This window comes from Priestia sp. J2 (genome assembly GCF_020790095.1).
In the GTDB taxonomy this organism is placed as follows: Bacteria; Bacillota; Bacilli; order Bacillales; family Bacillaceae_H; genus Priestia; species Priestia zanthoxyli.
The window spans coordinates 1,563,511-1,576,775 of record NZ_CP086208.1 but is presented as its reverse complement, the minus strand read 5'-3'; the positions used below and the strand labels follow the sequence as shown (position 1 = coordinate 1,576,775).

Below are 13,265 nucleotides of genomic sequence, written 5' to 3'. Positions count from 1 at the left end.
TATTACTTTTCTCGGTAAGCTGAGCAGTGGTCATCTGAAATACGATAATTTTCCTTACCGGTTGGGGCTGCTACCTCAACTAATTTATGTCCCAACCAGTCCCACACAGCTACTGTATGCAAAGATACCCATTTCAGATCTCCTCTAGCAAGACGAAAAGAATCATACCAGTTTTCAGTCGTTACTAATAGATTTTTATAAGTAAGTTCCTTTTTCCTTAAGTGTTTGATTTCCAACATGAAATCTAACATATTTTCTTCCTTAGGCACTTGAATAATTCGCGCTATAAATGTTCCGTTAGGATTTTTTTTCGTTTTATAAACTTTTTCCCTTTCTATTTCTAACTCTGGACGACCCCTCATCTTCCTTCCCCCTGTGTGCTAACACATAATCTCTATGCTAAAAGGTTATAGCTGTTTCAGTATTTCTTCTATCTTCTCTTCAATATCAGCTTCTAAATAATTTTTTGACAAATCGTACAAAGTACCTGTCCCTTTAAAATACCCACCAAAGTAATACCACAACTGAAGGTAATGAACGTATGCATCTTCTTCATCTGTAAATCCATCAAAGTTTATCGCAACTTGGGAACGATATTCTTTTTCTAGACACTGCTCCGAACTTAGATTTGGTAGTTGGTCGCCATCAATATCTCGACACACCCATATTTTTAAGTTCTGCTTACCATCATGTTCAAATTTATTTCTATATTTGTGCTGAAGACTTTCGCTGTATGCCTCTCCTACTTCTTCCAACTTCACTATCTCTCTTTTTAAATTCTCATTTATTTCACTCTCAGGGACTAGAATGTATTTGTCATCTGCTTCCTGACCCTGTTTATCCATAAATAGCTTTTTCAATTTATCAAACAAGCTTTTCCCACCTATCTAAAAAAGAATATATGCATGTTAAATTCGACTAAAGAAAGCTCATTTCCTTCTCTGAACTGCGTTTAGTCGTCATAACTAATATGATATCAGCTACTTCCTTACGTGTGGAATCTTTTACGAGAGTGCTGATTTTCTGACATACTTGTAATTCGATATTTTTTACAGTGAATACATATGTTAAAGTGTAAAGTAGTGGAATGAAAGGAGTAACGACAACATGGCTCAACGAATCGTCAATATGTTTTTATCTGTTTTAGCTGCTTATGGAACGTTAATTCTAACGAAACACATGAGTATTGCAGATAATATTTTTGTGACACAGATTGTTCGTCTGATCATTTGTATTGTGGCTGTTATCATTGTGACAGGAATTACTACATACATTTTCAGAAATAAATCTTCTAATAAATAAAAGGGCAGCTATTTAGATAGCCGCCCTTTTTGTTTTCCTTAATTCTCATTTTATTTCACCCTAAAGAAATGGGGATGTCTCAAACACTCATGAGACATCCCCATTAAGGTTATACATACTTTTACGCGTTTAAAGCACGCACAAATTCTTTTGCTAGGCTGATTGTAGACTGCGGATTTTGTCCTGTTAAAAGCTTTCCGTCTACTTCAATATGATCGCTCCAATTATCTTTTGCAATAAACTCGGCGCCTAGCTCACGAAGCTTTGTTTCAAGAAGAAACGGCATGTATTTATCTAACGTTGTATCTTTCTCTTCTGAATCAGTAAACGCTGTAATACGTTTTCCTTTTACAATCGGCTCACCATTTTTAAGCTTTCCGCCTACAAGAGCTGCCGGTCCGTGGCATACCGCTGCAATTAGCTTGTCGTCTTCAGCAAATTCTGTTAGCAAACGATGTAAGTGCGTATCGTCTGGAAAGTCAAACATTGTTCCGTGCCCTCCAGGTACAAACATACCTGCAAATTCTTGTGAACTTACTTCAGCTAATGATTTTGTATTCTCTAAAAGTTTTCCTGCTTCTTTGTCTTCGTCCGTTACATCATCTGTTAAGCTGTTAGGATCCACAGGTGATTTTCCGCCTTTTGGACTTGCTACGACTACTTCGTATCCTTCTTTTTTAAATTCTAAATATGCTTCAGAGAATTCTGTAAGCCAAATTCCAGCAAGCTCTCCATTTTCCATCGTATGTCCATTTGTAACAACCATTAAAACTTTTGAATTTCCTGCCATGATTTACTCATTCCTTTTTCATTTATTATTTACATACATGTATCATTAATAATTCATTTATCTCTTTGAATATGTTCCCCGGTATTATTTGATGAAAACATGGTAACTTTTTCTTACTAATAAAAAGAACAGGTGAAAATAATAGTTGAATTATATAGAGAAGCAGGATTTTTTTTACACTTTAAAGATTAGACGGAGCCGATTTTTTATATGCAGTGTGACAAGTCTTCACTTTAAATATTTTTTTGACATATACATCCAATTCGATTAATATCAAATTAGATGTATATCGAATTAGAGGGAGAAGGTATTAAGCTATGCAATTAGATAAGTTGGTTAATTATCATAAAGCCGTTGGTGATCCTACCAGGATTAGAATTATTTCACTATTAAAAAAAGGGCCTCTTCACGGGCAAGCAATTGCTTATAAGCTGGGGTTGCAACCTTCAACTATTACTCATCATATTTCAAAGCTAAGAGATGTAGGAATTGTTTATCAAAGAAGACAAGGAAACATTATTTATTTTTATCTAGACCTTGAAAGACTTGAATATAACTCGAAGGCTATTTTAAGTATTGGAGAGGATTCGATGGAAAATCAAGACAACCATTTACAGGATAAAGACAAATTATCTATTGTTAAAAACTTTATAAATAGTGACGGTACTTTAAAAATTATTCCAAGTCAAAGAAAGAAAAAGAACGTAATATTAGCCTATTTAATACGTGATTTACAGCACGGAAAAACGTATCCAGAAAAAGAATTAAATGAACATATTAAAAAATATCATGAAGATTATGCAACGATTCGCAGAGAGTTAATTATGCAGCATTTTATGTATAGGCAAAATGGAGAATACGAATTAAATCCGAAAGAGATGTGGCCCGTTATTTATTAAAGTGGACGTAAAGACTTTCATTTTTCAAGCCTTCTAATTCGATATATGTCTAATTAGTTTGTGTTGTTTCAAATAGAATTAAAGTAAAAATGTAATTTCCAAAATGAAAGAAGCCAACATTTTGGTAAGCATGTGACATTAATTTTATTCTCCTATGTGTTGGCACAGCAACCATATTAGTTTGCTTACTGCTTCCCCTAAAAGCATCTGCTTTGAAGAAAAGCATAAAGTCTCTGTATGCAATAAGGATTATCCTCTACCAGTTAAATTAGTGAATAATCCTTATTTTTTAAAACTATAAAAAAAGTGTTTTAACCATGATGAGATCTATTTGTTCTTCGTCTCCCATATAAAATGAGTGAGATCCAATTTGAACAAATCCCTGTTTCTTGTAAAAAGCAATCGCATTTTTATTTTTTTCCCATACCCCTAACCAAATTTTCTTTTTATTAAATGTCGTTGCTATCTCTACTGCTTTATTAAATAAATGTTTACCAAGTCCTTGTTTTTGAAAGCTGTTACCTATATAAATTCTTTCAATTTCAAGCGCTTCTTCCCCCATCTCTTCAGACTGAGCGTCATTCATATTAACCTTTAAATAACCTGCAATTTCATGATTAACATACATAAAAAAGAATTGCGAAGACGTATTGGATAGTTCTTTTTCTAGCTGTTCGATTGTAAATGCTTTTTCTAAATAAGCTGTCATATTTTCTTGTGAATTCTGATCTTTAAATGTCTCATAAAACGTTTTATAGCTAACGTCTTGAAGATCATATACATCTTCAAGAATACACTTTTTTATATGCATCATCACTGACATGCCCCTCTCCTTTATATCATCAATAATTTCTCTTGTTTCCTTTTTTGACAAACTCCCAGTCTGTTTCGATATTTTTTCTTACTCTTTGAACTAGCTTAAGAATGGTATCTGCTTCTTCCTGGGTAAAACCTTCTAATGCCACTTTATCCGAATAATCATTTTCTCTTTTTATAAACGGGTATACGTTCTTCCCTTTTTCAGTAGGAAAAAGGTTTTTATTTTTTTTATTATGGAGATCATCTTTCTTTTCAATAAAACCATTCATTTCAAGCTTTTTTATAGCCCGAGCCGCTGTTGTGCGATCTACTTTTATCATTTCAGCTAACTTTTCCTGAATGATTCCTGGATTTTCACATATTCGCACCAAATACAAATACTGCCCTTTTGTCAGGTCATATTCTTTAAATTCTATATTACTAATTGAATCCAACGCTCTTGCTATCATGCCAATTTCACGCAGAATTTCACTCATAAAATATCTCCTTTATACATATTTTTGTTGCAAATACAATAAAAATAATCTACATTTAATGTATCTCAAAATAGTTGCATTTGCAACAAAAAATAACAAAAAGGATGATGACAGTGAAGTATGTTGTTTATGCAGGAGGAATTTTACTATTAACTCTTGGAATTGCTTTAACGATACAATCTGACCTAGGAGCTTCACCTTTTGATGCACTGCTGGTTGGACTGTCACTAAACGTAGGTCTTAGCGTTGGAAGCTGGGAGATTATACTTGCCTGTATTTTAATTTGTGGTAATTCTCTTTTAAGCAAACAAAAGCCAGAAATACTGGGACTGTTAACGGCATTCATAACAGGTCTTAGTATCGATATATGGCTTTTTTTCTTAAAGAATTGGATTACGTTCGAAAGTTGGTACAGCAAAGTATGTTGTTTCGGAATCGGTTTAATCATTATAGGAGTAGGAACCTCAGCCTATTTACATACAAATTTTGCACCTATTCCAATTGACCGCTTAACATTAATCATACAAAAACTAGCTAAAACCAATTTATTTCTTTCAAGAACATTTATTTACCTCACATTCTTACTAGCCGCAATATTTTTAAACGGACCAATTGGTGTTGGAACGTTATTAACCGTGTGTTTAGGCGGCGTGCTGCTTAATTTCTTTATGCCCATTACTCAAAAAGCAGTAGACTGCATATTACCAACATCTCATACATTAAAAAATCATATTAAAGATCATAAACGTTCCATTACGTAACTAATTCTGTCTATATCATGGTTTTCATGCACAAAAAGCGGATCTCCAGTTAGAGATCCGCCTTCTGTGTGTGATTACTCTATTTTTTTGCCTCAGCTTTAATAATAAAACGATGTTGTTCTACGTCGAAAAACCCTTGAGACTGTATAATTTGATGGATATTATACAATCCGCCGATATGTGTTTCTATATCAAAATTAGGAACTTGCCAAGGAATTGCATTTAGATAAAAAACTAGCGCCCCAATATCATAAAATCTCTGCACAGGAAACTCTTCCTTGCAAAAGATGATGTTAAAAGAATTTTGTTTGAGCTCTTCTATTGCTTTCTTTAAATTCCAATTACAAAACTCTTTATTTATCGGAACCCCTATACATTCATTGATTCGTGAACAGTCCAATCCTCCCACTTGCTGAGTGAAAAACGTGCCTCCCTTAGACAAAATCCTTCTCACTTCAGAAGCACAAAAAGCTTCGTGCTGGTTCAAAATTAAATCAAATGTACCATCTTTAAACGGTAGATTCTCGTTTTCAGTTCGTTCAACAACTGTGACACCAAATGGCTCTAACCGTTTTTTAGCGATTGGAACGTTAGGTTTGTATCCTTCGGTAGCATACATAACGCGAGGAAAAGGTTGTAACAAAGATAAAAACTCTCCTCCTCCTGTTCCCATATCTAAAGCAGCATTAGAGTTTTGAATAAGGCGAAAAGCTTCACTTCCATATGACCACGAAAGCATATCGCTATCCATACGACCAGTACGAGTAATAATAGAAAAATCCCATCCAGTAAAATCAACATTTGTATTGTTTACAGCATTTAAAAAATGTTTGTCCGTTATCATGTTAAAATCCTCCTTTTAATAGTCAGTCAGCATTAATCATCTATCCTAAACTAGTAAAAGGCGGGCCACGAACATACAGGCAGCGTTGTTATGTTTCATATGCTAACTTATTCAAAATAACCGCTCCTTCATCCGAATTACGTATTTTTCATTTATTTGTCCATTCATATGTAATATCGGGTAGTTTCTCTTCGTTTTCACCTCCTCTTTTTATAATACTGAAGCCGTGTTTTTCGTAAAATCGCTGTGCGTTTTTATTTTGTTCAAATGTACGTAATGTTAATTTTCCATTTGATTCTGCTTTGGCTCTTTCAAGCAATCGCTGTCCGATTCCTCCTCCTTGATAATCTATATGAATGTACAGCTGGTTAATTTCATCAGCGTTATAGGCGACCATTCCTACTATTTGTTCATCTATTAACGCTAATTCAACTTTATAGTGTGCTGACAATATATGATCTAAAAAATAAACATGACGGTCAAAACTGTGCATTTCCTTTTGTCCAATCGCTTTTTCTTTACTATCTCTCCACATTTTTACCGTTGCCTCAGCAAATTGTGGATGATAGTGAACAATATCAACATTAAAATGGGCCATGCATTTTCCCCTTATCTGTCATTGTGCTATTCGTATTTTTAATAACGATGTCTAGATATTCTCTTCATGTGGTTGAAGCCTGTCAAAATCTTGTTTTAATAAAGAGTACATGTACAAATCATCAAATTTTCCACACGTAAATTCATAGCTTCTTAATAGGCCTTCTTTTATAAAACCGTGCTTTTTTATTAATTTTTGTGAAGCAGCATTAGCAGGCTCTATCAAAGCTTCGATTCTCCGCAAATTAAAATGTGTAAACCCATATTTTATGACCGCGCCCAATGCCTCATTAGCAATTCCATTTCCCCAGTAGTCTCTGGCTAATTCATAACCAATTTCCGTACGGTAATAGTCATGAACTCGATTAAGAAACCCGCAGCTGCCAATAATGTCGTCTTGTTCTTTAAGAGTAATGCCCCATCTTATTCCAGATTCTTTGTTTAAGATTGATTTATACCATGAAATCTCATTTAAAGCATCTTCAACCGCTGTAAAAGGCTCTAAACCGTAGTGCTTCATTACTTCTTTATCGGATAGGTATTTTAAAATATTGCTTGCGTCTTCTGCTACAATTTCCCTTAGTACAAGTCTTTTTGTTTTAATTATGGGAAAATGATGTGACACCTGTAATTCCCTCCTCTTATCCATTCATTAACTGGACGGATCTTTTCTCACAGCTTTATCTAATTTAAATAACGGTTAGTAAAAAAGTTCTTTTATTATTAGTGAATTCCTTTTTTAGTCATAAATATTTGTCGAAAAACAAGCAAAAAAGCACGCGATTCTTCATTTCTAAATCAGAACCGTCATTTATTTTGTATTTGTTCGTTTTAAAAATTAAAGGAATAAAAGGTAGAAATGAAGAATTCTTCACCAACTAGTCTAAATGAAAAGAATAAGGAGAACGATATGAAACTGTATGGGGATTTTGAAAAAGAAGATTGGCTAAACGTATTAAAGCTATCAGAAAAAGAGCTGCCTAATGCATTCATTATTCATGGTGAGTGGGGATTTGAAGATAATATAAGCTTATGGAAAGAGATTTTATCTACTGATGTTCATATGCCTAAATGGAACACGGTAATAGGTAAGTTCAAAAACAGAAATATAGGATTTGCGAATGTGTATGGCAGTCCGATGGCGTCAAACATCGTACATCAATTTGCTGGCAGCGGAACCGACTTATTTATTCAAACGGGATATTTTGGAGGCTTATCTTCCACTGTACAATATGGAGATATCTTAATTGTATCTGCAGCACAAATGCAAGACGGCGTATCACACTGGTATTTACCAGAAAAAACGCTTGTAGAAGCTGACAAAGAGTTAGTGGAAACCGCCTGTAGGTATTGTGAACAAAAAGGCTACAGCTATATAAAAGGACATGTGGTTAGTATGGGTGCCATGCTTATTGAGACGCATGATATGGTAAAAGAATGGTCGCTTGCAGATTTTCTCGGGGTGGATATGGAAACAGCTACCACTTTAGCTATTGCTCATAAATTCAACAAACGCGCCGTGGGCTTATTAAATTTATCAGACCACCTTCTTCACGGCGATACTCTTTATTCGTATACAAAGGACAGAGAGTTAATAGAAAGTGAAACTGATAAAGCCATTCGCGATGTGGCTCTTTATTTGAGTAGTAAATTCTAATAGCGTGCTGTCTTATAAAAAATTTTGTATTATTGATATGAGTAAAATCTATTTGGAGTAGAATGCTCAGTTATACTATTGTTTTTAGAAGTATAGCTTTATATGACTCTGAAGAAATGGGGTAGACTAAAAAAGATAACCACTTATAAAAGCGATTATCTTCTGGCTGCTTGAAAGTATAAAAATGAATCTTATAATAAATATACGAATTTTTCTGCACTGTAAATGCGACAGTCATTGTGAATTAAGAAGCATGCAGCACCTTCTGCTCCTTTTTTCCTTTTTCTTTAATTAGTAAGACACCTAACAACCCCATCATTGAAAACAAAATTGGAATCATAAAAGCATAATGATAGCCCACGTGCAGCGAGCGTTCAGGGAATAAATCAAGGACATTTCCGAAAATACTAGGCAATAATACGGCGCTTAAAAAGCCTCCCATATTAGCAAAACCTGATACAACTCCTACTTCTTTTACTGAAAAAGATTGGCGTACTACGGCAAATGTCAAAGCGCTTGCGCCGTTTCCAAATCCGATGATAAAAAGTAAAATAACGACTAGCATGAATGAAGGTTTCACTCCCGTTAATAATAATCCTGTCCAGCTAAGCACCACAATAAGATGGACGAGTGAATAGATTTTTTTAATGGAGTTTAACCTGCTTGATATCCAGCTAATTAAAGGTCCGCCAATCATAGCGCCAAACAAACCATACATAATAAGCTGACTTGCATCAGCGCGAGATAAATGAAACACATTCATGCCATAAGGAACTCCCCAAGAGCCAATAAAACCTACATATGTACCTACTACACCAAAATGACAAAGAAATGTTGCCCATGCTTGACGAGTCGTCATTACCCTTTTTAGGATCGCCCATACGCTTTCTTGAGTCTTAACAGAGGCTTTATTTGCTTTAGCATCATCTACAAATAATCGTTTAGGTTTTACGACTAAAACGACATAAAGCAAATAAGATACCGCGATTAAAACTAGACCTATACTAAGAAAAGGAACTCTCCAGCCTGAAAGTGAAATCCACATAGATAAAGGTACAGTAGCTGATAATGAACCTACACTTCCTACCAGCCCAATTAAACCTAACAGCTTTACAAACTCATTTCCCTTGAACCACTGACTTAAAATTAACACTAAATTGACAAAAATCATGGAGTCTCCGGTACCGACTAGCAAACGAGAGAAAATTAACACATATTCGTTGGGAGATGTGCTGTAGATAAGGCTTCCTATTCCGGTTAAAAGCGATCCGATGATAAGAAATCGATTTGGACCGTACCGGTCAGAAAGTAAACCAACAGGAATCTGAAGGCCTGCATAGGCTAAAAATTGTATACTCGTCATCAATCCTATAACGGATGCTGAAACGTGAAAATCTTTCATTAACTGCTCGGTAATAAGTCCAGGGGCTGTTCGTTGACTGACAATCAAATAATACGCTAATAAAGCGGTTCCAAAAACCACCCATCTATAACTACTTTCCTGCTTGTTCATTTTGATAGATCCTCTCATGTATAATTTTTTCTGCGTAGAAATGCTGGTGGAAAACGTTTAAGAGATGAAGATATTGATAGAATGAAGGTCTGTTTGATAAATAGGTCGCTATTGCGGACAGCTCTTCTTTTTATCCTTGTTTTTCCTTTCTATTATAATTTTAAGTTTTTAAAGGTTATTTTTCAATGAGGTATGGACTTTTAAAATATATCCTTTACTATTTCCCTTTCACTATTAGGCATCCAAGTTAGAGTTCTTCTTGTCATTTTTGGTTATAAAGCAATTTAATAAGAACCCATAAAGAACCTATATCACCCGTGTTTTTTTCAAAAGACCTCTTTTTTCACAGCTTTTCAGCTGTTTAATAAGTTGGTATAAAACTTGCATGTTCATCTATGAACACTTACTAAAGGAGGAGAACTTTATGAAAAAAGTTAAACGCAAGAAAAGTATTAAAAAGCAGGTCATTACTGGTGCTGTTCTCGCAGCATCTCTTTTACTGCCCATTTCAGCTTCTGCTGCATCTGCACCTTATACACTTTATCAAGTCGGAAGTACTGCAGACAAAGCGACTAGTACAAGCTTTGGACAAGTCTATATGGGTGGAAGCATCGATGTAGATGAAGCGTTCAAATGGATGATTCAAAAGGCAAACGGCGGAGATTTCTTAGTTATAAGAGCGACGGGTACTGATGCCTATAACTCTTATATCTACGACCTAGCAAAAAGCATAGGTAAGCCTCTTAACTCTGTTAGCACAATTGTCGTCGATGATTTAATAAGAGCAGGTTCAGACTCTTCTTTAATAGATAAGATTAACAAAGCAGAAGGCATCTTTTTTGCTGGAGGCAATCAAGCTGATTATGTAGATTTTTTAGAAGGGTCTCCCGCTCTTACAGCATTAAATAATCGTATTAATCAAGGCATTCCTTTTGGAGGAACAAGTGCTGGTACTATGATTCAAGGGGATCACATTTACGACTCTATCTCAGCAGGCTCTACAACTTTAGATTCTAAAACAGCGCTAAACAATCCTTATAGTTCTCTTATTTCCTTTACAGATTATTTGATTCAAACACCTCATAACAACAACATTCAAACAGACACCCATTTTGAACAACGAGATAGAATGGGACGCTTTTTAACCTTTCTTGCACGTAATATTAAAGATGGAGAAGAAACTGGAACAAGCGCAAAAGGGATTGCTGTTAATGAACAGTCAGCACTGTTGGTAGAAAAAGATGGTTCAGCTAAGGTCGTAACACAGCCGGGCTCTACAAATGCAGCTGTTTATCTAGCTAAAACGAATATGGCTCCTACCACTTGTGCAAGCGGCCAGCCGCTGACGTTTAATAATATTTCTATCTATAAATTATTTAATGGCAGCACTTTTAATCTTTCCAATTGGACAGGTTCTGGAGGATTAGCTTATACTTTAAACGTAAACAGCGGTGTTATTACTTCTTCTACAGGAAAAGTTTACGGCGGAAATCAGCCGTAAACGGTAAATGAATAAGAAAAGGGAAGCTTGATCAGTAAAGTTTCCCTTCCTTACGCACATCAAGGATTGATTAAATGCTGTTTTGTTTTTAAATGATATAGATAATGCAGTCCTTTTTCTGTTATTTTTGTTCCTGCTCTGCCTCTGCGTTTTATAATATACTCTTTTTCTTCTAGTAGATCCAAACGATTTCTCACCTGCTGTTCTGTAAGAGTAAAGCCTTTTAAATGCTGCGTAATCCACTTTCTGCTTGCTGCTTTTCCTGTATCATTACACTGTTTTATCGTTTCTAACAGGGCACGATTTTCTTGAAGTTCGATTAAGTCAACCGATTCATTTTCAACTTCATACAAAGAATGATCTTCTTTTTGACTACTAAGCCTATACTCTACGTCTTTTGCTTTCACTTCGTTGTCATCGCAGACGGTAAGTAAATACTCAATGACGCCTTTTAATTCTCTTATATTTCCTAACCATTCATGTTCGATAAGCAGCTTCATCGCTTCTGGATGGATATGCGTCCACGTTTTCGATTTGGACATAAAATGATGAATCAGTAAAGGAATATCGGTTCTTCTATATCTTAAAGGAGGAATCGTTAAAGATAATACATGTAAACGATAGTACAGATCTTCTCGAAACAGACCTTCTTTCATTTTATGTAGTAAATTGTTGTGAGTGGCTGCTATGATTCTTACATTAATCGGAATGACTCTTGTACCTCCTACCCGCCTAATTTCTTTTTCTTGAAGCACCCTTAAAAGCTGAGTTTGTAAACGCGGGCTGATATCACCAATTTCATCTAGAAAGATTGTACCTTTATCAGAGCTCTCAAACAGCCCTTTTTTGCCGCCTTTCTGCGCTCCTGTAAAGCTGGCTTCTTCGTACCCAAACAGCTCACTTTCTAGTAATGTATCGGTCATGGCACTGCAATTTACGGCAAGAAACGGTCCATTTTTACGTGTAGAATGATTGTGGATAGCCTGAGCAAACAGCTCTTTTCCTGTACCGGTTTCTCCTTGAATCAAAATAGGATACTCAGTGGCAGCCATTTTCCGGGAAATTTCAATCGTTTTAAGCAAAGCTGGGTGTTCTCCTATAATATCTTGATAGTTATACTTAGCAGAAAATCCGTTTTTTCTAAGTTCTGACTGCGCTTTTCCTTCTATTTCAACAGCTTGATTAACACTTTTAAACGTTGCTACAGTAGTATTGCTTTTCTCAATCATCGACTTATAGATAACCATTTCGTACCCATTTATGTTAAAGTACTGACTTTTCTCGTCGGACGATATAATAAACTCCACAAGGCCTTTGTTAGAAATTACGCTTTGAATCTCATGATCTATAGCATCGGAAGAAGCTAGCTGGAACAGTGATTCTAACCTTTTATTGAATAACGTAATTTTTCTATTAAAATCCACGGCAAGAATACCATCTTCTACTACGTTTACAATACTCTTTACATGAAGGTGAAGTTCTTTCATTTTCCCTTCTGCTTCTATTAGTTTTTTTTGCAGCACAATGATGTTTCGCAAATAGCGATCCCAAATAATTGAATGATTAGACTGATTAAAACCGAATGATTTTATAAGTTCAAAAATGGTCGCCATGTCAAAAAGTCTAACGCCTATATCAATTACATGTTTTACGTATGGGGGACACAAGTGAACCTCACCTGGAGAAACAGCAATTTCAACACCTTCGTAATAGGTCTTTTGCTTTTTAAAAGGGATAAACTGAACATGATTAATGCCTACTTGATAAAGAGATTCTATTAATTTAAGAGTTTCTTTATCGTCATCATTTACAATTAATACTTTTGTATGGGCAGGGATTTTCAGTAATTCATTTATATGCTTATGATGAATTGTTCTATTTCCTACAATTTCATGTGCATGCTGAACGTCTAATCTGTTCTTCATTTCATGATATATACTCTCTGATGAATAAAGAACAACATCTCCATCAATTTTTCTTGGTAATTCTTCATCAATCGCAAAGCATTCAATAAAAATATAATCGCCTAGCAACTCTTTTAATTGATTGTGTAAAATGATTCTAGTTTGCTTGCTTCCTGTTATTAAAACTAATTTCTTTTTCATC

The 13,265-nt window shown here is 35.1% G+C and carries 15 protein-coding genes; 5 read left to right on the top strand and 10 right to left on the bottom strand.

From position 1 onward, the window contains the following. Nucleotides 1-2: 2 nt before the first annotated feature. Nucleotides 3-362: a hypothetical protein gene (locus LJY09_RS07970; protein ID WP_228307656.1), complete on the bottom strand. Its 360-nt coding sequence runs from the start codon at nt 360-362 to the stop codon at nt 3-5. 45 nt (nt 363-407) lie between these two features. Further along, the gene (locus LJY09_RS07965) at nt 408-872 is read right to left on the bottom strand and encodes a hypothetical protein (RefSeq protein ID WP_228307655.1); all 465 of its coding nucleotides are present in this window, start codon (nt 870-872) and stop codon (nt 408-410) included. A 235-nt stretch (nt 873-1,107) separates the two neighbouring features. Between LJY09_RS07965 and LJY09_RS07960 the strand changes: the two genes are divergently transcribed. Further along, nucleotides 1,108-1,302: a hypothetical protein gene (locus LJY09_RS07960; RefSeq protein ID WP_013056341.1), complete on the top strand. Its 195-nt coding sequence runs from the start codon at nt 1,108-1,110 to the stop codon at nt 1,300-1,302. A gap of 121 nt (nt 1,303-1,423) precedes the next feature. Here the strand turns inward: LJY09_RS07960 and LJY09_RS07955 are convergent, their stop codons facing one another. Then, nucleotides 1,424-2,092: a type 1 glutamine amidotransferase domain-containing protein gene (locus LJY09_RS07955; RefSeq protein WP_028413906.1), complete on the bottom strand. Its 669-nt coding sequence runs from the start codon at nt 2,090-2,092 to the stop codon at nt 1,424-1,426. Between the two features lie 317 nt (nt 2,093-2,409). Here LJY09_RS07955 and LJY09_RS07950 point away from each other — a divergent pair, with 317 nt between their 5' ends. Beyond that, complete coding sequence (locus LJY09_RS07950) at nt 2,410-2,991, top strand: DUF2087 domain-containing protein (protein WP_028413907.1); 582 nt, start codon at nt 2,410-2,412, stop codon at nt 2,989-2,991. A 295-nt stretch (nt 2,992-3,286) separates the two neighbouring features. Here the strand turns inward: LJY09_RS07950 and LJY09_RS07945 are convergent, their stop codons facing one another. Beyond that, nucleotides 3,287-3,814 carry a spermidine/spermine N(1)-acetyltransferase gene (locus tag LJY09_RS07945; RefSeq protein WP_033578540.1) on the bottom strand — a complete coding sequence of 176 codons (528 nt, stop codon included), beginning with the start codon at nt 3,812-3,814 and terminating at the stop codon, nt 3,287-3,289. A 19-nt stretch (nt 3,815-3,833) separates the two neighbouring features. Further along, nucleotides 3,834-4,286, bottom strand: a complete 453-nt coding sequence (locus tag LJY09_RS07940) for a MarR family winged helix-turn-helix transcriptional regulator (protein WP_013056339.1) — start codon at nt 4,284-4,286, stop codon at nt 3,834-3,836. Nucleotides 4,287-4,399: 113 nt separating this feature from the next. Here LJY09_RS07940 and LJY09_RS07935 point away from each other — a divergent pair, with 113 nt between their 5' ends. Beyond that, nucleotides 4,400-5,047 (top strand): YczE/YyaS/YitT family protein, encoded by a 648-nt coding sequence (locus LJY09_RS07935; RefSeq protein ID WP_028413909.1) that lies wholly within the window; start codon nt 4,400-4,402, stop codon nt 5,045-5,047. A gap of 79 nt (nt 5,048-5,126) precedes the next feature. Here LJY09_RS07935 and LJY09_RS07930 read toward each other — a convergent pair whose 3' ends face one another. From LJY09_RS07930 to LJY09_RS07920, 3 genes are all read right to left on the bottom strand, one after another. Then, nucleotides 5,127-5,891, bottom strand: a complete 765-nt coding sequence (locus LJY09_RS07930) for a class I SAM-dependent methyltransferase (protein ID WP_155010263.1) — start codon at nt 5,889-5,891, stop codon at nt 5,127-5,129. A gap of 148 nt (nt 5,892-6,039) precedes the next feature. Continuing rightward, the gene (locus tag LJY09_RS07925) at nt 6,040-6,489 is read right to left on the bottom strand and encodes a GNAT family N-acetyltransferase (protein ID WP_098627313.1); all 450 of its coding nucleotides are present in this window, start codon (nt 6,487-6,489) and stop codon (nt 6,040-6,042) included. A gap of 51 nt (nt 6,490-6,540) precedes the next feature. After that, complete coding sequence (locus LJY09_RS07920) at nt 6,541-7,113, bottom strand: GNAT family N-acetyltransferase (RefSeq protein ID WP_154972754.1); 573 nt, start codon at nt 7,111-7,113, stop codon at nt 6,541-6,543. Nucleotides 7,114-7,398: 285 nt separating this feature from the next. Between LJY09_RS07920 and LJY09_RS07915 the strand changes: the two genes are divergently transcribed. Beyond that, nucleotides 7,399-8,145, top strand: coding sequence for a phosphorylase family protein (locus LJY09_RS07915; protein WP_228307654.1), 747 nt, complete (start codon nt 7,399-7,401; stop codon nt 8,143-8,145). 244 nt (nt 8,146-8,389) lie between these two features. Here LJY09_RS07915 and LJY09_RS07910 read toward each other — a convergent pair whose 3' ends face one another. Then, nucleotides 8,390-9,658: an MFS transporter gene (locus LJY09_RS07910; protein WP_028413914.1), complete on the bottom strand. Its 1,269-nt coding sequence runs from the start codon at nt 9,656-9,658 to the stop codon at nt 8,390-8,392. A 424-nt stretch (nt 9,659-10,082) separates the two neighbouring features. Here LJY09_RS07910 and LJY09_RS07905 point away from each other — a divergent pair, with 424 nt between their 5' ends. After that, nucleotides 10,083-11,159: a cyanophycinase gene (locus tag LJY09_RS07905; RefSeq protein WP_099000025.1), complete on the top strand. Its 1,077-nt coding sequence runs from the start codon at nt 10,083-10,085 to the stop codon at nt 11,157-11,159. A 59-nt stretch (nt 11,160-11,218) separates the two neighbouring features. Here the strand turns inward: LJY09_RS07905 and LJY09_RS07900 are convergent, their stop codons facing one another. Further along, nucleotides 11,219-13,264, bottom strand: coding sequence for a sigma 54-interacting transcriptional regulator (locus tag LJY09_RS07900; RefSeq protein WP_098113407.1), 2,046 nt, complete (start codon nt 13,262-13,264; stop codon nt 11,219-11,221). Nucleotide 13,265: the final 1 nt, after the last annotated feature.